Origin of the sequence: Nocardia sp. 852002-20019_SCH5090214 (assembly GCF_001665865.1) — a bacterium.
GTDB classification, from domain to species: Bacteria; Actinomycetota; Actinomycetes; order Mycobacteriales; family Mycobacteriaceae; genus Nocardia; species Nocardia nova.
On sequence record NZ_LZMK01000192.1, the window covers coordinates 1 to 23,574 of the forward strand.

Here is a 23,574-nt window from a genome sequence, read left to right on the forward strand (position 1 = left end):
CCGCCGCCCGGCGCGAGCGCCACCCGGCCGGCCCCGCCCGGAACCAGCGCGCCCTACGGCCCCGCCCAGCCGGCCGATATCGCGAGCTTCATCTCCGGCTACTACGGCATGCTGCCCGGTAACACCAGCGGCGCGTGGGCCGAGCTGGCACCGTCGTACCAGTCCCAGACCGGCGGCTACGCGCAGTACTCGAATTTCTGGTCGACGGTGTCGTCGGTGCGGGTCGGCGGGGTGACCCAGAGCGGTCCCGGGCGGGCGGTCGCGACGCTCACCTATACGCTGAAGAACGGGACCGTCACCTCCGAGAGCCGCTGGTTCACGGTGGATACGGCCACCGGCCGGATGCTCATCACCGCGTCGGGAACCTGATGCGGAATCGGAAGGAGAGCTCCGGGTGACTGTGGCCGCCGTGCTGTGGGATATGGACGGCACCCTGCTGGATTCGGAGAAGCTCTGGGATATCGGCGTGCGCGAACTCGCCGAGGAGCTCGGCGGCCGGATGACCGACGCCATCCGGCACGCGCTGATCGGTGCCGACGCCCGCAACGCGCTGCGGATCCTCTTCGACGGCCTGGGCCTGGAGCTCGACCCGGCGGCGATGCTGGCGGCGGGCCAGTGGCTGGAGCGCCGGGTCATCGAACTGATGGCCGGGCCCATCCCGTGGCGGCCCGGTGCCCAGGACGCACTGGCTACGCTGCGGACGGCGGGCCTGCCGGCCGCACTGGTGACCAACACCAAGCGGTCGATCACCGAGCTGTGCTTGGAAACGCTGGGCCGTCACATGTTCGACGTCTCGGTCTGCGGCGACGAGGTCGACAGCGGCAAACCCGCGCCCGATCCCTATCTGCGCGCCGCGCGATTGCTCGGTGTCGCCCCGGAAGAGTGTGTGGCCGTGGAGGATTCGCCGACCGGCTCGGCCGCCGCACTGGCCGCCGGATGCCGGGTGCTGGTGGTGCCGTGTGAGATCGCGGTCCCGGCGCGGCCCGGACTCGAATTCCGCGAATCCCTGGTAGGCCTCACCGTCGACGAGCTTGCCCTGGTTCACGCCGGCGTCCGCTGACCCGCACCACCGAGTTCGCCGGTGCGGGCACGGCGCGGAGTCGGCGTGGCCTCGGTAGGTGGTCGGCGCCGACGCGCCGCTCGGGTGGCACCAGTGGTGCGATTTCGGCGCGCGACGCGACGGCCAGCTTCCGCAGGACGGCGGCTATCTGGGCGTCCACCGTGCGCGCCGAACTACCCCGCCGGTCCGCAATGGCGCTGTTGGTCCACCCGGCCGCCGCGAGCGCGGCGACCTCCTGCTCGGCCCGAGTCAGCAGATCCCATTCCGGTGCGTGCGGTGTGACCGCGAACTCGTCCGGCACGGCGATGTCACAGGCGAGCCGGCTGATCTGCCGCAGTGTCGTGCATACCTCGGTTCCCTCGCGATAGGCCGCGTCGAAGGTGTGCGCACCCACGAGCCGCCGGATTCCGTCCGCCGCGTGGTCGGTCTCCGCCACGAAGGGCCGCAGCTGCGCGATGTCGACGCCGAGCCGGCGGCGCAGCGCCGCGGCGGCGCCGAGCAGCCGCGCGATCTCCACGGCCGTCGTGTGCGGTGCGGCCGCCGGCGGCGCGGCGAGAGTCAGCCGCGCCAGTGCCCACGCCCGCGCGTGGACGGACCACACCACACCCCAGGTGTCGCGTGTCGCGACCTGGCGCGCCAGGGTGGCGGGCCCGGCCGCGGCGGCCCGCCGCGCGTCGCCGTGCAGGGTGTCGGCGATGATTCGCGCGATCTCGGCCCACGACTTCGCCCAGTCCGCGCCCGAATCCGACACCGCCTCGAGGTGGCGGGCGGTCACGGCGAGGGCCTGCTCGGAGGTGCCGAGGAAGGCGGCGGCGAGTGCCTCGAACAGCGCGCTGATCGCCACATGCCCGTAATCCGCTGCGGCGGTGAATTTTTCGCGGGCGCGCGCCAGCAGCACCAGCGCGCGCACATCCTGGTCGACGAGCATCAGCCGGCAGCCGAGGGTGAAGGCCACCGGCGCCGGGAGCGCAATGTCGGCGGTGGGATCGGCGGCCACTCGGGCCCGTGCCGCAGGGTCGGGCACCGCGGCCGTCACACAGCGATCGAGTAACGCCTCGGCCTCGTCGGGCAGGCCCTGGCACAGGCAGATCCAGGCGATCGTCGCCATCGCCCGGATCCGCAGCGGCTCGGGCGCCGAGGTGGCGGCGGCCAGCGTCTTCTCGGCGCGGCGCCGTGATTCGCGCAACGAACCCCGGAAGAAGGGGACGTGCAACGCGATCATTCCCAACGCGATCTCCAGCCCGGCCACCGCGTCGTCGGGCGAGTCCAGGCTGCGATCGATGGCGACCAGCAGGTTGTCCCACGACGCCCGCGCCCACTGTGGCAATCGGCCGTCGCCGTCGTCGGTGCTCGTGATGCGGTCGCGGTAGTAGCGGCGGTGCCGGTCCGCGAGCCGCCGCGGCTCGCGCGGATCCCGTTCGGCCAGGCGCTCCCGGGCGAACAGCCGCAGACTCTCCAGCAGCGAATAGCGCACCTCGCGGGCGCTCACATGCACAGTGACCAGCGATTGGTCGGCCAGCCGTTCCAGCAGCTCCTCGATGTCGGCGGCGGCCGGCTCCGCCGCGGCGTCGGGTCCGGCGCACACGGCCACGATCGCGTCGAGGTCGGCTCCCACCTCGAGACTCGGATCGTCCTCGGCGTCGGCCGGATTGACGTCGTATCCGGGCGCGAAAACCGACATCCGCTCGAACAGCAGCCGTTCCCGCGCATCGCACAGTTCGAACGACCACGCGATCACGTCGGTGATACCGCGATGCCGGGCATCCGCGCCGATCACAGTGGCGGGCGGCCAGTGCAGACGGGTGTCGCCGGCGCGGCCGTCGAGATCGCGCAGAATCATGGCCGGTGGCCGCCGCCGCAACCGCGCCGCGGCGAGGCGGATGTGCAGCGGGTAGTGGTGCAGATGCCGGCAGATGGATGCCACCGTCTCGGCGGTGTCCGGGCTCAGCACGGTACCGGTCAGCGCCGCGCGCCGGTGGAACAACTCCTCGGCTTGGCGCTGGGTCAACGGTGGAAGCGGTAGGAGCTGTTCGTCGATCCAGCCGATGGGGCGGCGGCTGGTGGCCAGGACCCTCAGGCCCGGCACCGTCTCGATCAGTTCGGCGATCACCTGACCGGCGCCCTCGGTGACGTGCTCGCAATTGTCCATGACCAGCACCGGGGGCGTGGCGCCGGCATCGAGGGTTTCGATCAGCGCCGGCCACGGTGCCCGCCCGGAGAAGTCGTGGTCGGCGACCGCGCGGACCACCTCGTCGGCGACTCCGGCCGCGTCGGTGCCCGCCGCCAGCCGGGCCAGGCGCACCCAGTGCACGCGCCCCTCGCCGGTCCGCGGCAACCGGTGCACGGCCTCGGTGACCAGGCGCGTCTTGCCCAGACCACCCGCGCCGATCACCGTGATCAGCCGCGCGGGCCCGGAGAGCAGGGTCGCCAGCCGTTCCAGTTCCGGTTCGCGGCCGATGAATTCGTCGGAGGTGGTCGGCACGGTGCCCACCCGCAGTGGCGCCATCTCGCGACCCTACCGTCCGCGCGCGGCGGCCGGACCGGCAGCGGCGCGCCGCGCGACGTTGTGGTGGCGAATATCGCTGGCGCACATGGTTACTCGAGGGTTTGTGAGGTTTCCCAATGATATCCGGGAATCTGCTGTGTAATGGCGCCCGGCAGGTCACAATGATCTTCATGGCGGCGACAGGGGGTTGTGGCAACGTGGGTGCACCGAGCCGGGACGGCGAAACAGCTGGGGCAGAAGGTAGTTCGGAACGGGTCGACGCGGCGGCGGCCCGTCCGGCCCTCGCTGCCGTCGTCGATACCGAGCGCTATCCGCTCGACGCACCCGGCAGCGCCCGGTGGGACGAGGTGGTGCGCCGAGCGCGCGACGACCTCGCCGCCGACGGCTGCACCGTCCTGCCCGGATTCGTGCGCCCCGATCTGCTGGCCACGCTGCGCGACGAGGGCGCCGAGCTCGCTCCGCACGCCTATTACACGGTCGAGAAGGTCAACGCGTACAACATTCCGCTCGACAGCGACCTGCCTCCCGACCATCCGGCCACGATCGTGCTCGAGCGTGGAAACGCCTTCGTCGCGCGGGATCTCATTCCGTCCACCGCGGTGATCCAGGTGCTCTACACGAGCGCGGCGTTCCAGCGATTGGTCTCCGAATGCTTCGGGTTGCCACAGCTGCATGAATACACCGATCCGCTGGCGGGATTGTGTCTCAACGTGGTTGCGCCCGGCATGTCGCATCCGTGGCATTTCGACACCAACGAATTCACGGTCTCGATGCTGACGCAGGAACCGGACGCGGGCGGTGTCTTCGAATACTGCCCGCGCATCCGGACGCCGGAAGCGGAGAATCTGGCCGATGTGCGGGCCGTGCTCACCGGAGCGGGCGACTCCTTCATCCGGCGGCTCACGCTGCGCCCCGGCGATCTGCAACTGTTCCAAGGCCGTTTCTCCCTGCACCGGGTCTCGCCGGTGGAGGGCACCACCCAGCGCCACAGCGCGATCTTCGCCTACAGCGACCGCCCGGGCATCGTGGGGGCGGTCGAACGCACCCGGCAGCTGTTCGGGCGGGTTCTTCCGGACCATCTGGCCGCGGCGGGCAATGCCGTACGCGGTGACCGACTTCTCGACTGATCACCCGTTCGACTCAGGAGGATCGCCCGTGACGGTTTCGATGCACAGCACCGGAAAAGCTTCGTTCGACGACATCTACGACCGCCCCGATCCGAGCGCCTACTGCCGCCGGATGGCCGAATTGGACTACTGCATACCGGAATTGGCCAAACCTGCCTTCCTGGAACTGTTCGCCGACTACGAGGCGCGCACCGGCACCGTGCCGACCGTCCTGGACCTGGGGTGCTCCTACGGGGTGAACGCGGCGCTGCTGCGCTTCGGGACCACCGTGGCCGATCTGGCCGAGCACTACGGTGACGCCGATACCGCCACCTGTATCGCCCGCGACCGCGCCCGCCTGGTCGCCGACGACCGGCTGCCCCAGATCCGCTTCATCGGTATGGACGCCTCCGCGCCGGCGTTGGACTACGCGGCGGCCACCGGACTGCTGCACGAGACCGTCCACGCCGATCTGGAGGCGGGCGATCCCACCGAGGCACAGCGCAAGATCATCGGCTCGGCCGATCTGGTGATCTCCACGGGCTGCGTCGGTTACGTCACCGGCCGCACCCTCACACGGGTGGCTCGCGCGCACGGCACCCGGCTACCGTGGATGGCACACTTCGTGCTGCGGATGTATGCCTTCGAACCGATCGCGCGCGAACTCGCCGCCCTGGGGTACCGGACCGAGCGCCGTCCCGGCACCTTCCGGCAGCGCCGTTTCGCCTCCGCCGCCGAACAGCAACAGGTACTGAATACGCTGACCGCCAACGGAATAGATCCGACCGGCTACGAATCCGACGGCTGGCTGCACGCCGAACTCTACATATCCACACCGACCCCCGAGGACCGCCCGTGACCGACCGTACCTTCGCCTTCGACGATCAGCTGCCGCGCGTGCCGCTGCCCACGCTCGACGACAGCTGCGCGCGTTTCCTGCAGTGGTCGCGGCCGCTGCTGTCGGAGGACGAATACGCCGATACCGAGCGCGCCGTGGCCGATCTGCTGCGCGCCGACGGTCCGGCCCGGATCCTGCACGCCGATCTGGAGCGGTTCGACCGCACCCCCGGTGTCGGCAGCTGGCTCGACGAGTTCTGGCCCTCGCGCTATCTGGGCCGTCGCGACCGGATCGCGGTCAACGCCAACTTCTTCTTCCTGTTCCGCAACGACACGCCACTGGCGCAGTCCACCTCGGACCAGCAGGCCGATCGCGCCGCCGCGCTGATCACCGCCGCGGTGAACTACAAACTGCTGCTCGATCGGGAGGAGATCCCGCCGGTCGTGCAACGCGGAGCGCACTTTTCGATGGCGCAGAACAAATTCCTGTTCTCCGAGACCAGGATTCCCGGCGATCCGCAGGACAGCGTGCGCGTGCCCTACAGCGATGAATGGCCGGGCCCGTCGCAGGCGCGCCACATCGTGGTCTTCCACCACGGCGCCATGTTCCGGATGGAGGTCATCGGCGCCGGCGGGGCGCCGCATGCCCCGGAGGACCTCGCCGACGGTCTGCGGGCCGTGCTCAAGGCGGCGCCCGATCAGCTGCCCGTCGACTCCTCGGCCGGACATCTCACCACCATGGCGCGGGCCGAATGGGCCGGCGTGCGGGGCCGTCTGCTGGAAGATCCGGTGAACGCGGCGGCGCTGGAGGCGATCGAAACCGCACTGTTCTGCGTCTGCCTCGACGATGTGACCCCGGCCGATCAACTCGTGGCCAGTGATCAGCTGCTGCACGGCGACAGCGGTAACCGGTGGTTCGACAAGGCGGTCTCGCTGATCGTCTTCGCCGACGGCAGCGCCGGTATCAACGTCGAACACTGCGGACTCGACGGCACCACCATCCTGTCGTTCGTCGACCGGCTGCTCGAGGCTCCGGCCGCCGAGCATGCCGCGCAGTCGGGGGCGCAGCCCCAGGGGCTGCCCTCGGTGGAGCCGATCGAATTCCGGCTCAACGATCGGTTGCGCGGTGAGATCTCCTCGGCCGCAGCCGCATTCGCGCAGTTCGTCGCAGATAACGCGACGACCACGGTGTCGTTCGACCATTTCGGCACGGCCCGCGCCAAGGAGCTCGGCATCTCGCCGGACGCCTTCGCGCAGCTGAGCTATCAGCTCGCCCATCAGCGCAGCAAGGGAATGATCGGGGCCACCTACGAATCGATCGCGACCCGGCAGTATCGCAACGGCCGCACCGAGGCCATGCGCGTGGTGACCCCGCAGATCCTGGAATTCGTTGCCGCCATGGACGATTCGTCGGCCGATGCGGCGACGAAGCTGGCCGCCGCCCGCGCGGCCGCGACCGCCCATGTGGAGCGCGCCAAGCAATGCCAGCGCGGCGAGGCGCCGGAACAGCATCTCTGGGAGCTGCAGTGGGTGCAGCGCCGGCGAGGCGCCGAACTGGGCGCTACGGAGCCGATGCCCTTCTTCGACAGCCCGGGCTGGATCATCACCCGCGACGACTATCTGAGTACGAGCTCGGCGCCTTCGGCGAATATCGAATACTTCGGTTTCGGCTGCACCAGCCAGAAGTGCATCGGCATCGCCTACGTCCTACTGCCGGATCGCTGGAACATCTACCTCGCGACGCCGAAATCGGTTGCGGAGCAGATGTATCGGTTCGCCGACGAACTGCGGACCGCGGTGTCGGAACTGGAGGAATTGCTCGCCTCCGCCTGATCGGGGACTACACCCGAGCCGCCCGCCACCCGAACCGGGAGACAGGCGGCTCGGGTGCCGGTCGTATCGGGGGGATGGTCGCGGCAAATTGCTGTCGCGCGGGACTGTCTCGGTCACAACGGGTTTCGGTCCACAGGCGCCGTCACCGGAGCGCAGGCTCCGTGCCGGGTCGGTCTCGATCCGAGGTGGGCGTGCGCCCGGATTGCTAGCCTCGTTCCCGTGGTCGACTCGGTGATGCCGCGGTTCGCCTGGCGTCAGGTGACACCGGCGGATTTCGCGCTGCTCGGGCATTGGCTGGCCCAACCGCATGTGCGGCGATGGTGGCATCACGACTTCGACGCCGCATCCGTCGAACGCGATTTCGGGCCGGCCGCGCGCGGGGAGGTGGCCGCCGAAGATCTGCTCGTCAGTGCCGACGGCGAACCCGTCGGGCTGGTGCAGCGTATTCGCTGGGCGGACTGGCCCGAGTATGTGGAGCAGGTGCGGCCGATACTCGACGTGCCCGGCGAGGCCGTGTCACTGGACTACCTGATCGGCGAGCCGGGGCGGGTCGGCCGCGGCCTGGGTTCGGCGATGCTGCGCGCGGTCGTCGCGGCGAGCTGGGCCGACTATCCGCGCGCCGACTGCATCGTCATTCCCGTCGCCGCCGCGAACCGGGCATCCTGGCGGGCGCTGGAGAAGGCCGGTCTGCACCGGGTCGCGGAAGGGGAGCTGCCGCCGGACAACCCGATCGACGACGGATGGCATTACATCTATCGCGTCGACCGCCCGCTCGAGGCGCCGGCAGCACCGCCGCCGGGTGCCGGACGGTGATCGCGCGCACACCGGCGGCAACCGCGGCGCCCCCGCCGATAACCGATTGCGGGACATATGCGGTCGTCTGAAAGAATGGCGTCCCGTGAAGACTTTCGAAACCCTGTTCGCCGAGCTGCAGGATCGTGCGGCCAACCGTCCGGAAGGTTCCGCAACCGTGGCGGCATTGGACGCCGGGGTCCATGCGCAGGGCAAGAAGGTGATCGAAGAGGCCGGTGAGGTGTGGATCGCCGCCGAACACGAGACCGACGAACAGCTGGCCGAAGAGATCTCCCAGCTCCTGTACTGGGTGCAGGTGCTGATGGTGGGCCGCGGTCTGCGGCTCGAGGACGTGTACCGACATCTGTGACGGGTGAGACCCGGGCCGCCACGGCTACCGGGCGAAACGGTTCGACCGCTCCCTGACACCTTTGTCCGCCACCCGTCCCGAAAGGACATCCCATGCTTCGCGTCGCAGTCCCCAACAAAGGCGCACTTTCCGAATCGGCCGTGGAAATTCTCACCGAGGCCGGTTACCGCAAGCGCAGCGATTCGCGCGACTTGTCGGTGATCGACAACGCCAACCAGGTCGAATTCTTCTTCCTCCGCCCGAAGGACATCGCCATCTACGTCGGGTCGGGTCGCCTCGACCTCGGCATCACCGGCCGCGATCTGGCCCTGGATTCCGGCGCCCCGGTGCAGGAACGCCTCGGCCTGGGTTTCGGCCGCTCCACCTTCCGCTACGCAGCCCCCGCCGGACGGGAATGGAAGGTCGAAGACCTCTACGACAAGCGGATCGCCACCAGCTACCCGAATCTGGTGCTGCGGGATCTGCAGCGCCGGGGGATCGAGGCCGAGGTGATCCGCCTCGACGGCGCGGTGGAGATCTCCATCCAGCTCGGGGTCGCCGACGCCATCGCGGACGTGGTCGGCTCCGGGCGCACCCTGCGTCAGCACGATCTGGTCGCCTTCGGCGATTCGCTGTGTGATTCGGAGGCCGTGCTGATCGAGGCCGCCGGCTCCGATCACAGCGACAAGGCCCGCAACCAGCTCATCGCGCGGGTGCAGGGTGTGGTCTTCGCCCAGCAGTACCTGATGCTCGATTACGACTGCCCCAAGGATCTGCTCGACCGGGCCGCCGCGATCACGCCTGGTCTGGAGTCGCCGACCGTCTCGCCGCTGACCGATCCCGACTGGGTCGCCGTGCGCGCGCTGGTGCCGCGTAATCAGGGCAACGACGTGATGGATCAGCTCGCCGACCTCGGCGCCAAGGCGATTCTGGCTACCGATATTCGTTCCTGCCGCGCCTTCTGACCTCGCTCGACGGCGCCGCGGTCATGGATGCGGCACCGTCGCGGCAGCGTCGTCCGGCCAGCCCGGATACGGCGGCGGGGTACCGCCGTAGGCCGGGCACAGCGGGCGGTACTCGCAGAATTTGCAGCCCCACCCCGGCCGCGGCGGGAAATCTCCCTCGCGGCCGGCGGTGGTGATCGCCGCCCACAGCGCCGACACGATGCGCTCGAACCGGACGAGTTCGTCCGCGTCCGGCGCATAGGTCAGGATCTGCCCGTCGCGCAGATACAGCAGCCGCAGCTGGGCCGGGGCCACCCCCCGGGTGCGGTACATGATCAGCGCATAGAACTTCAGCTGGAACAGCGCCTTCTGCTCGGCATCCGGTGCGGGAACGCGCCCGGTCTTGTAGTCGACGACCCGCAACCGGCCGTCCGGCGCGATATCGATGCGGTCGACATATCCGCGCAGCGGCGAGCCGTCCGCCAGCCGGACCTCCACCAGCGATTCACAGGATTCCGGGTCGAATCCGGTGGGGTTCTCGAGGTGATAGTAGTCGCGTACCAGGCGGCTCACCTCGTCGAGAAGCGGTGGGAGACCGCCCTGTTCGAGCACCACCTCGATCTCGGGGCGATCTGCCAGCAAACGCTGCCAGGCCGGTTTCACCAACGCCGCGGCCCGCTCCGGAACGCGTTCACCACTGGGTAGCCCGTACAGCGATTCCAGCACCGCGTGCACCACCGTTCCGCGTACGGCGTCGCGTCCGGGTGTTTCCGGAATGCGGTCGATCGCGCGTAATCGGTATTTGAGCGGACATTGTTTGAAATCGATTGCCCGCGAGGGCGACAACGCCGGCCCGCGGGAAACGGCCGGTAATTCGGGCGGGGTCGCCGTCGGTGGTGCGGACATACCTGGCAGGCTATCGGCGGGTACCGACACATTCCGCGGCGCGATACCGCCGCCGGAAATGACGCGCAGGAGAACGGAGATTCATGACGGCCAGACGGACCGGCCCATTCACCACGGGGGACCGGGTGCAGCTGACCGATGCCAAGGGCAGACAACACACCGTCGTCCTGGAGCCGGGCAAGGAGTTCCACACCCACAAGGGGCCGATCCGCCACGACGAGCTGATCGGCGCCGACGAGGGCTCTGTGGTCCAATCCGCCAACGGCACACCGTATCTCGCGCTGCGGCCACTGCTGGTCGACTACGTGCTCTCGATGCCGCGCGGTGCGGCGGTGATCTATCCCAAGGACGCCGCTCAGATCGTGCACGAGGGTGATGTGTTCCCCGGTGCGCGGGTGCTCGAGGCCGGCGCCGGCTCGGGCGCGCTGACCTGTTCGCTGCTGCGCGCGGTCGGCCCGAACGGCAGTGTGCGCTCCTACGAGATCCGCGAGGACCATGCCGAGCACGCCGTCCGCAATGTCGAGCGATTCTTCGGCGAACGCCCGGACAACTGGACGCTGACCCTGGGCGACGTCGCCGACTACGACGGCGAGCAGGTCGACCGGGTGGTGCTGGACATGCTCAAACCGTGGGACGCGCTGCCCGCGGTATCGCGTGCGCTGATCCCCGGCGGGGTCCTGATCGTCTACGTCGCCACCGTCACGCAGCTGTCGGAAATCGTGGAGGCGCTGCGTCAGCAACAGTGCTGGACCGAGCCGCGGTCCTGGGAGTCGCTGGTGCGGCCGTGGCATGTGGTCGGCCTGGCGGTCCGTCCCGAGCATCGTATGCAGGGGCATACGGCCTTCCTGGTGAGCGCCCGGCGCCTCGCCGACGGTGTAGTGGCGCCCAAGCCGCAGCGGCGGCCCTCCAAGGGCTGAGCGAGCGGCTGAGGCCTTCCTCTCTCGGGCCGCGCGGCGCTCAGGGCTGGCAGGGCGCCATACCCATCGCCAGGATCTGACAGGCGGAGGCGTCGGACAGCTGCCAGCCGGCCGCCGAGTGCTGCCAGGTCATCGGCATCGGGCCGGCCGGGCCGTGCGGCGAGGTGATGGTGACCTGGCCGGTGGCCTGATCGCCCTCGGTCTCGACGTCGGCGACGGTGAAGGTGATGGTGCCGTAGTTGGCCAGGCCCTTGGTCATGGTGTCGATGTTGGCGGCTCGTTTATCCCCTCCGACCACCAGCTTCTCCTTCTCGGCGGTCGGCTTGGCCGGATCCACGAAGCCGTTGAGGGTGGTCTGCAGTTCCTCGGCGGTGGGGGCGGGCGCGGCGGCGGCGCTCGTGGCGGCGGCCGCGGCCGAGGTGGCCGTCGTGGTGCCCGTCGGCGTGGAGTCCTGGGAATTGTCGGACCCGCATGCTGTCATAGCGGTAACGGCGAGCGCGGTAAAGGCGGTAGCCGTGGCAAGGCGGAACCCGGCAAGATGCATCCAGGAGCGACGCACACCGGAAACACCGGCGGTCCGCGTGGCGTTGCTCCCGGTGCGGGTACTGCCACCGAAGGGAGTAGCGCTGTGGCGGGTAGGAAGGAGCATCGACTAGACCTTTCGGTTCGGTCCGGCGAAATCGCTCGCCGAATGCAGGTTAGGGCAGGCTAACATGGTTGCCCGGGCTGGTACCGCAGCTGAGATGTGATCACGACGAAACCATGTCGGAAAGCGAGAACGGTTCGCGCCCGGTAGCGTTGATAGACCGGGACTGGGAGGAGCAGCATCATGAGCCCCATCGAGAATTCGGATTCGGCGGCCTGGAGAGAACTCGAGGTGGTACGCGCCGAGGCGGCTGCACTCCGTAGGCAACTCGCCGACTCGCCGGATCGTTCAAGGGAATTGGAAGCTCGTATCGATTCGCTGACGATTCGCAACACCAAACTGATGGACACCCTCAAGGAGGCCCGTCAGCAGTTGGTGGCGCTGCGTGAGGAGGTCGACCGGCTGGGCCAGCCGCCCAGCGGCTACGGCGTGCTGATCGGTGTGTACGAGGACCAGACGGTCGACGTGTTTACTTCCGGACGCAAGATGCGCCTGACGTGCTCGCCGAACATCGACACCTCCGAATTGCACTACGGACAGACCGTGCGTCTGAACGAGGCGCTCACGGTGGTCGAGGCCGGCACCTTCGACCGGACCGGTGAGATCGGCACCCTGCGCGAGGTCCTCGACGACGGCCGCCGCGCCCTGGTCGTGGGCCACGCCGACGAGGAACGCGTGGTCTGGCTGTCGGGCCCGCTGTCGGCGCTGGTCGACGCGGACGACGTCGAAGATCCCAACGCGCCCGTGCGGCGGCTGCGGCCGGGTGACTCGCTGCTGGTCGACACCAAGGCCGGATTCGCGTTCGAGCGCATTCCCAAGGCCGAGGTCGAGGATCTGGTGCTCGAAGAGGTGCCCGATGTCGGTTACGAGGACATCGGTGGCCTGGGCCGCCAGATCGAGCAGATCCGCGACGCGGTGGAGCTGCCGTTCCTGCACAAGGATCTGTTCCGCGAATACGCGCTGCGCCCGCCCAAGGGTGTGCTGCTCTACGGTCCGCCAGGCTGCGGTAAGACGCTGATCGCCAAGGCGGTCGCCAACTCGCTGGCGAAGAAGATCGCCGAGGCGCGCGGTGAGGACGCCAAGGAGGCCAAGTCCTTCTTCCTCAACATCAAGGGTCCCGAGCTGCTGAACAAGTTCGTGGGCGAGACCGAGCGCCACATCCGGATCATCTTCCAGCGGGCTCGTGAGAAGGCCTCCGAAGGCACCCCGGTGATCGTGTTCTTCGACGAGATGGACTCGATCTTCCGCACTCGTGGTTCGGGTGTGTCCTCGGATGTGGAGACCACGGTCGTGCCGCAGCTGCTGTCGGAGATCGACGGCGTGGAGGGCCTGGAGAACGTCATCGTGATCGGCGCGTCCAACCGCGAGGACATGATCGACCCCGCGATCCTGCGGCCCGGCCGTCTGGACGTCAAGATCAAGATCGAGCGTCCGGATGCCGAAGCGGCACAGGACATCTTCTCCAAGTACCTCACCGAGGAACTGCCGCTGCACGCCGACGACATCGCCGAATTCGCCGGCGATCGCTCCAAGTGCGTCAAGGCGATGATCGAGCGGGTCGTGGACCGGATGTACGCCGAGAGCGAGGACAACCGCTTCCTCGAGGTCACCTACGCCAACGGTGACAAGGAGGTCCTGTACTTCAAGGACTTCAACTCCGGCGCCATGATCCAGAACATCGTGGACCGTTCCAAGAAGTACGCGATCAAATCGGTGCTCGAGACCGGCAATCCCGGTCTGCGCATCCAGCACCTGTTCGATTCGATAGTCGACGAGTTCTCCGAGAACGAGGACCTGCCCAACACCACCAATCCGGATGACTGGGCACGTATTTCGGGTAAGAAGGGCGAACGGATCGTCTACATCCGGACGCTGGTTACCGGTAAGAACGCTTCGGCGAGCCGGGCGATCGATACCGAATCCAATACGGGTCAGTACCTCTAGGAGTACCGCACACACACGAAGGCCGCGCTCGCGATGCGAGCGCGGCCTTCGCCGTATCCGGTGTCAGCGCCGGGCAGTGGCCACCGAGTCGAGCACAATATCGGTGGCCGGTGCGCCGTCGCCGGATCCGTCCTTCACGCCACCCGCGGCGATGTTCTGCAGCACGTCCATCCCGCCGGTGATCCGGCCGAAGGGGGTGTAGCTGGGCGGCAGTTTGCTGTCGGAGTAGACCAGGAAGAACTGGCTTCCGTTGGTGTTCGGGCCGGAGTTGGCCATGGCGACCGTTCCCGCCGGGTAGGTCGCCCCGGCCAGGTTCTCGTCGCCGAACCGGTAGCCGGGACCGCCGGTGCCGGTTCCGGTCGGGTCACCGCACTGCAGCACGAAGATGCCCTCGGTGGTCAGGCGGTGGCAGCGGGTGTGGTCGAAGTACTGCTCGCCGGCGAGGAAGGCGAACGAGTTGACCGTATGCGTGGCCCGCGCGGCGTCGAGGGCGACGGTGATGGTTCCGCAGTTGGTTTCCAGCGTCGCCGTGTATCCGGCGTTGGGGTCGATGGTCACCGCGGGTTCGGCCGGCCACTGCTTGCCGTTGGGCTGGGCGTCGCCGGGGGTCATGCAGCCGGGTGCCTGGGTGTGCAGTGGCAGCGGGGCAGCCACGGCAGGGGTGCCGCCGGCCAGCAGTGCGATCGCCGCACCCGCCGCCGCCAGGCCGCTGCGCACCGGCAATCTGCGCGATCTGCGGTCGCGTCGGGCGGAGTGGTCGAGATCGGACTGCGAGTGTGGGACATCGATATGCACCGGGGCGGGCCTCCGAGATTCGTCTCGTGATGGGTTCGGTCGCCCGGCATCATCGCATGCCCGACCGCCGGGTGCGGGTGAATGGGACATCCCGGTCCCGGCGCTGCTAACGTCGCGGCCATGCAGGTGGTGTTGCGGCATAATCCGTCGTCCACGGTGGCACGGTGTTTTCTCGCCGGCGGGGAGCCGTTGCGTGCGGAAACCGGTGCGATGGTGGCCCATTCGGCCGGGGTGAGCCTGGCCGCGAAGGCCGAGGGCGGATTTCTGGCGGGGCTGAAGCGTTCCGTGCTGGCCGGTGAGTCGTTCTTCGTGTCCACGTTCACCGCGCCGCCACAGGGCGGCTGGGTCGATGTGGCGCCGGCGCTGCCCGGGGACATGCTGGCGCTGCCGATCGCGCCCGATCGCCCGTACTTCATCAGCCGCGGCGGCTGGATCGCCAATTCCCATGGCGTGCAAGTGGAAGCGAAATGGGGCGGTTTCGCGAACATGTTCGGCGGTGAGGGCGGATTCGGCCTGCGTGCCCAGGGGCAGGGCGAGGTCGTGCTCGGCGTCTTCGGCGCGATCGACGTGATCGATCTGCAGCCGGGGGAGTCGGTGACCATCGACTGCGGCCATGTGGTGGCTTACGACCTGGCGTTGAAATTCGGTATCCGCCGGGCGGTTTCGGGTCGTTCGCTGCAGTCGATCACTTCCGGCGAAGGTCTGGTGTTCGACTTCACCGGTCCGGGCCGGGTGCTGCTGCAGACCCGCAACCCCGGCGCGTTCGCGGCCTGGGCCGGCGCGGTCACCTCGTCCGGCTAGGTCCGATTGCGCGGATGCAGCAGTTCGTCGATCAGGACCCGGGTGTCGGGGACGAACGGCCAGCCGGGATCGCTCAGGTGCTCCCACAGCTGCGTGTCGGTCCACCACCAGCCCGCGGCGATCTCCTCGGGCTGGACGGTGATCGGCCCGTCGGAGCGAATCTCGTAGGCGAACAGGTGGCACCGCATCGGGCGGCCCGCCCAGCTGCCGTCCCAGGACACCCGGGCCAGCGGCCGCGGTTCGTCCGGCGCGGCAACGATTCCCAATTCCTCGCCCAGCTCGCGCGCCGCCGCGGCGGCGGGATCCTCGCCGGGGGCCAGCACCCCGCCGGCCAGGCAGTCGTGCATTCCGGCGAACACCATCTTCGTATCGGTACGCCGATGGACGTAGATGCGCCGCCCGTCGAGCGATCGCACCAGCACGCCGGCACTGGCATGCCACAATCCTTCGGCATACACCTCGGCGCGTTCGGCGCTGCCGGTCTCGTTGCCGCGGCCGTCGTAGACGGCGATCACCTCACCCATTCCCGCCAGCCTAGGCGGTGAGTGCGGGAGAATGCGCCCACGGTGGCGTATCGGCGACGGGCGCCGACGATGGTGGTAGGACAACGGCGAGGCGAGGTGATACTCCGTGGTGATCGATCTGAACAGCGATCTCGGGGAGGGGTTCGGTGCGTACACGATGAGCGACGACGCGGCGCTGCTCGACGTCGTGACCAGCGCCAATATCGCCTGCGGCTTCCATGGCGGGGATCCGCTGATCATGCGGCGCACGTGTGATCTCGCGGTCGCGCACGGGGTGCGGATCGGCGCGCACATCTCCTATCGCGACCTTGCCGGATTCGGCCGCCGCGAGATGATGGTGTCCCCGGCCGAGCTGACCGCGGAATCCATCTATCAGATCGGCGCGCTCGACGGCTTCGCCCGGGCGGCCGGTGACCGGGTGCGCTATGTGAAACCCCATGGCGCGCTGTATCACTCGGCGGCATCCGATCCGGCGGCGGCCGAGGCGGTGGTCGCGGCGTTGCTCGCCTTCGAGGAGTTGAGCCTGCTCGGCCCCGCCGATTCCGAACTGGCACGCGCGGCGGAGGCGGCCGGAATCCCGTTCCACGCGGAAGGTTTCGCCGACCGGGCCTATACGCCCGAGGGCAGGCTGGTGCCGCGCGGGCGAGCCGGTGCGGTGCTGGCCGCGGAGGCGGCGCTCGGGCAGGCGGTGTCGATCGCCGTGGACGGGCACGCGCACACGGTGGCCGGTGAGCAGGTGCGGGTCGAGGTGCGCAGCCTCTGCGTCCACGGCGATTCGCCCGATGCCGTCCGGATGGCGCGCTCGATCCGGCAGTCGCTGCTGGACAAGGGCGTCGAACTGCGGAGTTTCACATGAGCGCGGTGACCGTGCGGCCCGCGGGAGACCGCGCGCTGCTGCTCGAACCGGCCGACGCCGCCCAGCTGCCGCTGCTACTCGACCACCTGCGGCGGGCGCCGATCGACGGCGTGGCCGACCTCCTGCCCGCCGCCCGGACCGTCCTGCTCACACTGTGTCCCGGCATCGACCCCGCGGCGATCGAATCACGCGTGCGCGCACTGGATCTCGCATCGGACGCCGATTCCGACAGTGCCGCCGCGGCGGATGTGGTCACCGTTCCGGTGCGCTACGACGGCCCCGACCTCGCCGACGCCGCCGAACTTCTCGGCATCACACCCGGGCAACTGGTCGAACGGCACACCGATGCCCAGTGGCGGTGCGCGTTCATCGGTTTCGCGCCCGGCTTCGGCTATCTGCACGCGCCCGACGCCGGACTGTCGGTGCCGCGCCGCTCGCAGGCCCGGACCGTCGTTCCGGCGGGGTCGGTCGCCCTGGCGGGTGGATACAGCGCCGTCTATCCGCGCAGTTCGCCGGGCGGCTGGCAGATCATCGGCCGTAGCGACGTGGTCCTCTGGGACGTGGCGCGGCCCGAACCGGCGCTGTTGCGCGCGGGTACCCGGGTCCGGTTCGAGGCGGTGGATCGGTGAGATCCTCGGCGGCGCGGATGCGGGTGCTCGAACCGGGCGCGCTGAGCACCGTGCAGGATCTCGGCCGGCCCGGCTGGTTCCATGCCGGGGTCGGGGTCTCCGGGGCCGTGGACCGGCGGGCGCTGCGGCTGGCGAACCGCCTGGTGGGCAATGCCGAATCGGCGGCGGCCATCGAATGCGTGCTGGGCGGGCTGAGCGTGGAATTCGACGCCCCGGCGGTGGTGAGCATCACCGGAGCGCCGGTGCCGATCAACGTCGGCGTCCGGCCCGAACCCCCGGCGTCGGTGCTGTTCGTCGCGGCCGGGCAGCGGGTGCGGATCGGCATGGCCGAGGCGGGCCTGCGCTGCTATCTGGCAGTGCGCGGCGGGATCGCGGTGGAGCCGGTTCTCGGATCGCGCAGCCGCGACACCATGGCGGGTTTGGGTCCGGAACCGTTGCGCCGAGGCGACACCCTGCCGGTCGGCGCCCCGCCGCGCGGCTGGCCGACGGTCGAGATGGCTCCCGTCGCGCCGCTCACCCAGGGGACGCTGCGGGTGCGCGTGGGGCTCGGGCCGCGCGCGGACTGGTTCCACAATCCCGCCGATCTGTTCACCGGCGCCTGGGCGGTCTCCACCGACACCGACCGGATCGGTGTGCGCCTGGACCGCCACGGTGACGCCCCACCGCTGCGGCGGGCGAACGATGCCGAATTGCCCACCGAGGGAATGGCTTTGGGTGCGATTCAAGTGCCACCGGCGGGTCGCCCGGTGGTGCTGCTGGCCGACCGGCCGATCACCGGCGGCTATCCCGTGGTGGGCACCGTGATCGACGCCGATGTCGATCTGCTCGGCCAGGCCCGTCCCGGCCAATTGATCGAATTCCGTTCCTGGCAGCCCTGATCCGCCGTGGGGATGGGTCGGCATACCTCTCGAGGCTGACCGCGGATCGGTCTGCGGGGCGACTCCGCCGCGGCCGGAAACCGATACGTTCGCAGACGCCCCCACGAAATCCGCTACAGGAGTGTGCCGGTGACCGATGTGTGCGAGTCCGACACCGACGCGTGCGGTGCGACCGAATCGGCCGCGATTCCACCGCTCGCGTGGCCGGTGGTTGCGCCGATCGCCGCCCTCGGCGCGGCGGCGCTGCTGTTCGCGGCCTCGAGGTACGGATATTTCGGCGACGAACTCTACTTCCTCGCCGCCGGTCGCCGGTTGAGCTGGGGTTACGCCGATCAGGGCCCGATGCTGCCGCTGCTGGCCCGGATGATGGACACGCTCGTTCCCGGCTCCTATCCGGCGTTGCGGCTGCCCGCGGTGCTGATCACGGTCGCGGCGGTCGCGTTGTGCGCCATGATCACTCGCGAGTTCGGTGGCGGGCGCACCGCGCAGGCACTGGCCGCCCTCGCCTACGCGTGCTCGCCGTTTCTGCTGCTGCAGGGGTCGATGCTGACCACCAACACCGTCGATACCGCACTGTGGGTGCTGATCACCTGGCTGGTGGTGCGGTGGGTGCGGACCCGCCGCGACGGCCTGCTGCTGATCGCCGGTCTCGTGACGGCGGTGGACCTGCAGGTGAAATGGCTGATTCCCTTCTTCTGGATCGCACTGGCCGTGAGCTGTGCGGTCTTCGGTCCCCGCGAGTTGCTGCGCCGGCCGCTGCTGTGGGCAGGTGCCGGAGTCACCGTGCTGTCTGCGGTGCCGCAGGTGATCTGGCAGGTAAGTCACGGCTGGCCGCAACTGGCGATGGGCGCGGAGATCGCATCCGAACAGGCGATCCTCGGCGGCCGGCTGCTGTTCGTGCCGATCTCGCTGATCCTGGCCGGCGTTCTCGGGGTCCCGGTGCTGCTTGGCGGGCTGTGGGCGCTGCTGCGCTGGAAACCGTTGCGGCCGTATCGTTTTCTGGGCGCCACCCTGATTCTGGTCGACCTCGTCTTCCTCGTCACCGGCGGCCGGGTGTACTACCCGGCCGGGATGTACGGGGTGGTGCTCGCGGCGGGCGCCGTCGCGGTGGTGCACTGGATGCGAGCGCGGGCGGCGGTCGGCCGCCGGATCGCCGGTGTCGCGACCGCGGTCGTGACGATTGCGGCGGTGGCCACGATCGTGAGCTCGCTGCCGTGGCGTCCGGCCGCGGCGGTCGAGCCACCCCGAGACGATGTCTCGGCGGCGATAGCGATCGGCACCTACGGGCAATTCGGCTGGCCGGAACTCACCGCGGCGGTCACGACGGCCTATCGCGGGCTCCCACCCGCGCGCCGGGACCGCGCTGTCGTCGTCACCGACACCTACTGGCAGGCGAGCGCCCTCGACCACCTCGGCCGCGCGGAGCTGCCGCCGATCTACAGTCCCAGTCGCGGCTTCGGCTACTTCGGCGCCCCGCCCGACAGTGCCGAGACGGCGTTGATCGTCGGTGGCGAGGAGGCGGACCTGCGCGGCCGGTGCACCTCACTCACCCCGGTCGGCAGGGTCGACACCCGGCTCGGATTCGTCGGCAACACCCGCGATGTCACGATCTTCGACTGCACCGGCCCGACGCAGCCGTGGTCGCGGATGTGGCCGGAGTGGATGCACCTGTGATTTCGGTGCGCCACCTCACTGCGCGTGCGACAGCACCGGTGCTGCGCCGAACCACCGGGTGAGCGCCCGATGCAGACCGTCGGCACTCGCGTCGTCGGCGGCCCATGCGACGTACCCGTCGGTGCGCCAGCAGCATCGCCGCCGGCGTGCTCGCGATGTCGGGTCCGGACGCGGTGTCGACGGACCGGTTCGATTCCGTGAGCGTGATTGCGCCGGAAACGATTTCGATACGGTCCCGCCATTCCTCCGCTACGGCGGCCGCTACGCCCGTCCCGTCGATCAGCAGCGGCCGTGCGGTGTGCAGCAGGTCGGCGATCCGCATGCGAGTGCCGTCCGTGGTGACCGAGAAGTCGGGGGCCAGTCGTCCGGACAGGTGATGGTCGTCGCCGACGTCGTAACGGGTGTCGGACCCGGCCAGTAGCTCGGCGAGGTGGGCGGCGACCGCCGGGATCCGTACCAGTTCCGCGACGAGGTCGCGCAATCCGGAGATTTCGGGTCCCGGTGCGATCAGCGCGCTCTGTGCCAGGCTGTGCATCATCACGCGCTCGGCCACCGGGTGGCGTTCGCTCTCGTAGGTGTCCAGCAGTCCGGCCGGTGCCCAGCCGTTGATCTCCGCCGCCAGCTTCCAGCCCAGATTGATCGCATCCTGCAGTCCGAGGTTCAGCCCCGGGCCACCCATCGCGGAGTGTACGTGCGCGGAATCTCAGAGGAGCAGCACCCGACCCGCGCGATAACGCTCCGCCAGCCGGGTGTTCTGACCGACGGTGCGGCGCAACGCATGGGGGCCGGCGCCGGTCGGTGGTGTTATCGGCACGTCGGCTCCGAGTACTCGCTCGATGCTCTCGCGGAGCTCCGCGAAGGTCATGGGTTCGTCCTCGGCCGGGAGATGGTCGGTGCCGTATTCGCTCACTCCGATCATCGGCCGCCCGGGGGTCAGCTCGGCGAAGATGAACATGCCCTTGTCCACGCGGTTGTGGCCGAAGTGGAACCGTCCTGCGCGGGGAATGTCGATGCCGCCGTCGGGTGTTCGCAGCCCGTCCGGAACGGTGGCATGGCCGAATCGCGTGACGCGGTCGGCCACCGTGCAGCCGGGAAAATCGATTCCGGCCAGCTTGCGCACCGCACTCTTCCCGCCGTCCGCGGCGACCAGATAGCGGGCCCGGATGCGATAGTCCCCGTCGCGACCGTCGACGGTCGCGATTACCTGGTCGCGGTGGGATTCGAGATCGTGCAGGCGGTGTCCCCAGCGGACAGCCACACCCAGCTCCCGCGCGCGGGCGACGAGCAGCGCCACCAGCCGCGGTTGTGGAATCGGCAGGGCGTACAACGGGTTGTCCGCGAATTCCGCCAAGTCCAGCGGCAGCCCGCTGAACGAGTAGCGCGGAAGCGGTGGCGGGATCGCCGGAGCATCGTCACCTGCGGCGGGGCGGTACAAGCCGCGCATATCCATCAGCCGCACCACCTGCCCGACGAGGTCGTTGGCCTTGGGTTCGGTGCTGGGTGCGGGCAGCTCTTCCAGGACGGTCGCCGTGACGCCGCCCAGTGCGAGTTCACAGGCCAGCATCAGTCCGTTCGGTCCGGCACCGGAAATCAGTACCTCACAGATGTTTTCGGGCATGACAAATCAACCCCTTTGTGGGATAGGCGGTTTCGAGGGAAGGGTGGAGAAGTCAGTTGGGTTCGGGCAGGCCGGCGGCGACCAGTTCCAGTGCCTGCCGCGTCAGCGCGGTGATCGAGGCCGGGGGATCACACCGGGGGTAGACCTCGATCGCCGCCACCAGTGCCCCGAACGCGGCTTCGGTGACCAGCCGTGGGTAGAGCGTGCCGGGGTCGGTGCCGGTGCGTTCGGCGACCGCCTCGGTGAAGGCGTCGGTGGTGGTGCAGGTCAGTGCTGCCTGCGTTTCGGGGCTGGCGACGAGCTTGCGAACCTCGGCCAGCCGGTCGCGCGGCGGCGGATCGGCATCGAGGCCGTCGACCCGCAACGGTTCCAGCATCGCCTCGGTGATCGCGGCCCCAGCGGCTCACCGGCCGGCCGTGCCCGCAACAGTTCGATCCCTCGGCAAATCCGGTCGATCTGCCGGTACGCCAGTGCCTCGTATTTGTTGGCGAAGTAGTTGGTGAACGTCCGCACCGAGACCCCCGCGCGGGCGGCGATGTCCTCGCGCCAGCACCTGGTCCAGGCCGCGTTCGAACATCAGCTCGAGTGCGGCATCGCTGAGCGCGCGCCGCGTATCGAGCTTTTTTCGCTCCCGCAGCCCGAGGGCCGGCTCCGTGGTCATGCACTCAGTCGCGATCAGGCCGGCGCGCTAGGGTTTCGGCTATGACTTCCGGGCACACGCAGATCTGGCACAACCCTCGCTGTTCCAAGAGCCGCGCGGCCAAAGCCGCGCTGGACGAGGCCGGGGTGGACTACATCGAGCGGCAGTATCTCGACGATCCGCCGACCGTGGCGGACCTGCGCGAGGTTCTGGCCCAGCTCGGCCTGGAGCCCTGGGACATCACCCGCACCGGTGAACCGGAGGCCAAAGAGCTCGGTATGGCGGGCTGGTCGCGGACGGAGGCCGATCGCGAGCAGTGGATCGAGACGCTGGCGAGCAATCCGAAGCTGATCCAGCGGCCGATCGTGGTCACCCCCGACGGCCGGGCCGTCGTCGCGCGCGACGAGCAATCGCTGAAATCGGTGCTGTAATCCGTCCCGCGCCGCGCGGCCGGAGGTCCAGACCGGCTGCGCGGCAACCACTTCGGTGTGGCGCGGCATTACCCGACGGGTAATCGACCGGGCGCGCGCACTGCGACATGCTCGTCATATGAGCGAAAACGAAACCACCACCACCACCAGCACCAGCACCTACGACACCGTCGCCCAGCGCTACATCGACACCTGGAACGAAGCCGAGGCCCCGGCCCGGCGCAAACTGCTCGACGAGCTGTACCGGCCGGATGCCACCTACACCGATCCGCTCGCGGCCGTCGAAGGAGTCGCCGCGATCGACGAGATGATCGCCGGCGTCCGGGAACAGTTCGCCGGTATGCGATTCGGTCTCGGACCGGTCGACGGACACCACGACCAGCTGCGATTCACGTGGACGCTGGGCACTCCCGGCGCCGAACCGCTGATCGTGGGCTTCGATGTGGTCGTTCTCGACGGTGATCGCATCGCCCGCGTGCACGGATTCCTGGACAAGATCCCGGGCTGACCGCCCGTTCTCAGTGAATGCCGTTGTCCGCCAGGGGAAACGGGGGCCGTCCGATTCCGGCGATCCGCAGATTTCCCCACGGGTCGCGCTCCTGCAGCCGACCCGGGGCGGGCTCGCCGCCCGGGATCCGCAGCGATACCGCACCGCGCCCCGGATCGGGCAGGCGGTCCGCCTCCGCGGCGCTGAGACGGCCGTACCAGTGGTAGTGGCCGTCGATCGGGTCCGGATGCCCGTTCAGCGCGACCGTCACCGCGAGTTCGGCGCCCGGCGCGTCGAGTACCGCCGGACCGGCGTACTCGTAGGCGGGCGCCCGCTCGGCGGCGACGGTCGTATCGAAGTGATCGGAATCCGGTCGCGGCAGCCGCCGGCCGGGGCGGGGA

Annotated in this window: 22 protein-coding genes and 3 pseudogenes; 17 read left to right on the forward strand and 8 right to left on the reverse strand. The window is 69.3% G+C overall.

Annotated elements, in window-relative coordinates; genetic code table 11:
* Together A5780_RS40985 and A5780_RS15320 are read left to right on the forward strand one after the other, a co-directional pair.
* Positions 1-369: pseudogene (locus A5780_RS40985) on the forward strand (serine/threonine protein kinase); the annotation flags it as partial.
* A 25-nt stretch (positions 370-394) separates the two neighbouring features.
* Positions 395-1,060 (forward strand): HAD family phosphatase, encoded by a 666-nt coding sequence (locus A5780_RS15320; protein ID WP_255407248.1) that lies wholly within the window; start codon positions 395-397, stop codon positions 1,058-1,060.
* Here the strand turns inward: A5780_RS15320 and A5780_RS15325 are convergent.
* The gene (locus A5780_RS15325; RefSeq protein ID WP_064908770.1) at positions 1,017-3,566 is read right to left on the reverse strand and encodes an AAA family ATPase; all 2,550 of its coding nucleotides are present in this window, start codon (positions 3,564-3,566) and stop codon (positions 1,017-1,019) included. The two genes, A5780_RS15320 and A5780_RS15325, sit on opposite strands and share 44 nt — an antisense overlap.
* A gap of 170 nt (positions 3,567-3,736) precedes the next feature.
* On the opposite strand from A5780_RS15325, the gene A5780_RS15330 reads away from it, so the two are divergent.
* From A5780_RS15330 to hisG, 6 genes are all read left to right on the forward strand, one after another.
* A complete protein-coding gene (locus tag A5780_RS15330) occupies positions 3,737-4,693 on the forward strand; it encodes an arpA protein (protein WP_231982965.1) in 957 nt (318 codons plus the stop codon).
* A gap of 28 nt (positions 4,694-4,721) precedes the next feature.
* The gene (locus A5780_RS15335) at positions 4,722-5,531 is read left to right on the forward strand and encodes a class I SAM-dependent methyltransferase (protein WP_197039966.1); all 810 of its coding nucleotides are present in this window, start codon (positions 4,722-4,724) and stop codon (positions 5,529-5,531) included.
* On the forward strand, positions 5,528-7,342 hold the full coding sequence (locus tag A5780_RS15340; RefSeq protein WP_064908771.1) for a choline/carnitine O-acyltransferase: 1,815 nt from the start codon (positions 5,528-5,530) through the stop codon (positions 7,340-7,342). The genes A5780_RS15335 and A5780_RS15340 overlap by 4 nt, the downstream gene beginning before the upstream one ends.
* Positions 7,343-7,561: 219 nt before the next feature.
* Positions 7,562-8,155 (forward strand): GNAT family N-acetyltransferase, encoded by a 594-nt coding sequence (locus A5780_RS15345; RefSeq protein WP_231982966.1) that lies wholly within the window; start codon positions 7,562-7,564, stop codon positions 8,153-8,155.
* An 85-nt stretch (positions 8,156-8,240) separates the two neighbouring features.
* Positions 8,241-8,504: a phosphoribosyl-ATP diphosphatase gene (locus A5780_RS15350; protein WP_030518144.1), complete on the forward strand. Its 264-nt coding sequence runs from the start codon at positions 8,241-8,243 to the stop codon at positions 8,502-8,504.
* A 92-nt stretch (positions 8,505-8,596) separates the two neighbouring features.
* Positions 8,597-9,448 (forward strand): ATP phosphoribosyltransferase, encoded by an 852-nt coding sequence (gene hisG / locus A5780_RS15355; protein ID WP_063015434.1) that lies wholly within the window; start codon positions 8,597-8,599, stop codon positions 9,446-9,448.
* A 21-nt stretch (positions 9,449-9,469) separates the two neighbouring features.
* On the opposite strand, the gene A5780_RS15360 is transcribed toward hisG, so the two are convergent.
* Positions 9,470-10,333, reverse strand: a complete 864-nt coding sequence (locus tag A5780_RS15360; protein WP_064908772.1) for a RecB family exonuclease — start codon at positions 10,331-10,333, stop codon at positions 9,470-9,472.
* Positions 10,334-10,416: 83 nt separating this feature from the next.
* Here A5780_RS15360 and A5780_RS15365 point away from each other — a divergent pair, with 83 nt between their 5' ends.
* A complete protein-coding gene (locus A5780_RS15365; protein WP_064908774.1) occupies positions 10,417-11,250 on the forward strand; it encodes a tRNA (adenine-N1)-methyltransferase in 834 nt (277 codons plus the stop codon).
* Positions 11,251-11,290: 40 nt separating this feature from the next.
* On the opposite strand, the gene A5780_RS15370 is transcribed toward A5780_RS15365, so the two are convergent.
* Positions 11,291-11,731 (reverse strand): nuclear transport factor 2 family protein, encoded by a 441-nt coding sequence (locus A5780_RS15370; protein WP_231982967.1) that lies wholly within the window; start codon positions 11,729-11,731, stop codon positions 11,291-11,293.
* A 348-nt stretch (positions 11,732-12,079) separates the two neighbouring features.
* Between A5780_RS15370 and arc the strand changes: the two genes are divergently transcribed.
* The gene (gene arc, locus A5780_RS15375; protein ID WP_063015441.1) at positions 12,080-13,840 is read left to right on the forward strand and encodes a proteasome ATPase; all 1,761 of its coding nucleotides are present in this window, start codon (positions 12,080-12,082) and stop codon (positions 13,838-13,840) included.
* A gap of 63 nt (positions 13,841-13,903) precedes the next feature.
* On the opposite strand, the gene A5780_RS15380 is transcribed toward arc, so the two are convergent.
* Positions 13,904-14,635, reverse strand: a complete 732-nt coding sequence (locus A5780_RS15380) for a peptidylprolyl isomerase (RefSeq protein ID WP_369829528.1) — start codon at positions 14,633-14,635, stop codon at positions 13,904-13,906.
* A 120-nt stretch (positions 14,636-14,755) separates the two neighbouring features.
* On the opposite strand from A5780_RS15380, the gene A5780_RS15385 reads away from it, so the two are divergent.
* On the forward strand, positions 14,756-15,436 hold the full coding sequence (locus A5780_RS15385; protein WP_030518137.1) for a TIGR00266 family protein: 681 nt from the start codon (positions 14,756-14,758) through the stop codon (positions 15,434-15,436).
* Here the strand turns inward: A5780_RS15385 and A5780_RS15390 are convergent.
* A complete protein-coding gene (locus A5780_RS15390; RefSeq protein ID WP_064908777.1) occupies positions 15,433-15,960 on the reverse strand; it encodes an NUDIX domain-containing protein in 528 nt (175 codons plus the stop codon). The two genes, A5780_RS15385 and A5780_RS15390, sit on opposite strands and share 4 nt — an antisense overlap.
* A 106-nt stretch (positions 15,961-16,066) precedes the next feature.
* Between A5780_RS15390 and A5780_RS15395 the strand changes: the two genes are divergently transcribed.
* From A5780_RS15395 to A5780_RS15410, 4 genes are all read left to right on the forward strand, one after another.
* Entirely contained in the window at positions 16,067-16,816 is a 750-nt protein-coding gene (locus tag A5780_RS15395; protein ID WP_064901902.1) for a LamB/YcsF family protein, read from the forward strand.
* Complete coding sequence (locus tag A5780_RS15400; protein WP_063015444.1) at positions 16,813-17,445, forward strand: allophanate hydrolase subunit 1; 633 nt, start codon at positions 16,813-16,815, stop codon at positions 17,443-17,445. Before A5780_RS15395 ends, A5780_RS15400 begins: the two co-directional genes overlap by 4 nt.
* Before the next feature lie 17 nt (positions 17,446-17,462).
* Complete coding sequence (locus A5780_RS15405) at positions 17,463-18,323, forward strand: biotin-dependent carboxyltransferase family protein (protein ID WP_063015445.1); 861 nt, start codon at positions 17,463-17,465, stop codon at positions 18,321-18,323.
* A 129-nt stretch (positions 18,324-18,452) separates the two neighbouring features.
* Positions 18,453-19,997, forward strand: coding sequence for a glycosyltransferase family 39 protein (locus tag A5780_RS15410; RefSeq protein WP_231982968.1), 1,545 nt, complete (start codon positions 18,453-18,455; stop codon positions 19,995-19,997).
* Positions 19,998-20,012: 15 nt separating this feature from the next.
* On the opposite strand, the pseudogene A5780_RS15415 reads toward A5780_RS15410, so the two are convergent.
* Together A5780_RS15415 and A5780_RS15420 are read right to left on the reverse strand one after the other, a co-directional pair.
* Positions 20,013-21,615: pseudogene (locus A5780_RS15415) on the reverse strand (FAD-dependent monooxygenase).
* Positions 21,616-21,667: 52 nt separating this feature from the next.
* A pseudogene (locus tag A5780_RS15420) lies at positions 21,668-22,276 on the reverse strand (TetR family transcriptional regulator).
* Positions 22,277-22,317: 41 nt separating this feature from the next.
* Between A5780_RS15420 and A5780_RS15425 the strand changes: the two are divergent.
* Positions 22,318-22,686: an arsenate reductase family protein gene (locus A5780_RS15425; protein ID WP_030518129.1), complete on the forward strand. Its 369-nt coding sequence runs from the start codon at positions 22,318-22,320 to the stop codon at positions 22,684-22,686.
* 118 nt (positions 22,687-22,804) lie between these two features.
* Positions 22,805-23,194, forward strand: a complete 390-nt coding sequence (locus A5780_RS15430) for a nuclear transport factor 2 family protein (RefSeq protein ID WP_064908778.1) — start codon at positions 22,805-22,807, stop codon at positions 23,192-23,194.
* Positions 23,195-23,204: 10 nt separating this feature from the next.
* Here the strand turns inward: A5780_RS15430 and A5780_RS15435 are convergent.
* Positions 23,205-23,574: DUF4873 domain-containing protein (locus A5780_RS15435; RefSeq protein ID WP_231982969.1), on the reverse strand; the 370-nt coding region annotated here is incomplete at its 5' end.

Excerpts from the sequence above, each read along its gene's own strand:
- A5780_RS15365 (WP_064908774.1), top strand. The coding sequence starts at position 10,417 with ATGACGGCCAGACGGACCGGCCCATTCACCACGGGGGACCGGGTGCAG.
- A5780_RS15385 (WP_030518137.1), top strand. The coding sequence starts at position 14,756 with ATGCAGGTGGTGTTGCGGCATAATCCGTCGTCCACGGTGGCACGGTGT.
- A5780_RS15405 (WP_063015445.1), top strand. The coding sequence starts at position 17,463 with ATGCGGGTGCTCGAACCGGGCGCGCTGAGCACCGTGCAGGATCTCGGC.
- A5780_RS15370 (WP_231982967.1), bottom strand. The coding sequence starts at position 11,731 with ATGACAGCATGCGGGTCCGACAATTCCCAGGACTCCACGCCGACGGGC.
- A5780_RS15400 (WP_063015444.1), top strand. The coding sequence starts at position 16,813 with ATGAGCGCGGTGACCGTGCGGCCCGCGGGAGACCGCGCGCTGCTGCTC.
- A5780_RS15325 (WP_064908770.1), bottom strand. The coding sequence starts at position 3,566 with ATGGCGCCACTGCGGGTGGGCACCGTGCCGACCACCTCCGACGAATTC.
- A5780_RS15390 (WP_064908777.1), bottom strand. The coding sequence starts at position 15,960 with ATGGGTGAGGTGATCGCCGTCTACGACGGCCGCGGCAACGAGACCGGC.
- A5780_RS15330 (WP_231982965.1), top strand. The coding sequence starts at position 3,737 with ATGGCGGCGACAGGGGGTTGTGGCAACGTGGGTGCACCGAGCCGGGAC.
- arc (WP_063015441.1), top strand. The coding sequence starts at position 12,080 with ATGAGCCCCATCGAGAATTCGGATTCGGCGGCCTGGAGAGAACTCGAG.
- A5780_RS15425 (WP_030518129.1), top strand. The coding sequence starts at position 22,318 with ATGACTTCCGGGCACACGCAGATCTGGCACAACCCTCGCTGTTCCAAG.
- hisG (WP_063015434.1), top strand. The coding sequence starts at position 8,597 with ATGCTTCGCGTCGCAGTCCCCAACAAAGGCGCACTTTCCGAATCGGCC.
- A5780_RS15430 (WP_064908778.1), top strand. The coding sequence starts at position 22,805 with ATGAGCGAAAACGAAACCACCACCACCACCAGCACCAGCACCTACGAC.
- A5780_RS15360 (WP_064908772.1), bottom strand. The coding sequence starts at position 10,333 with ATGTCCGCACCACCGACGGCGACCCCGCCCGAATTACCGGCCGTTTCC.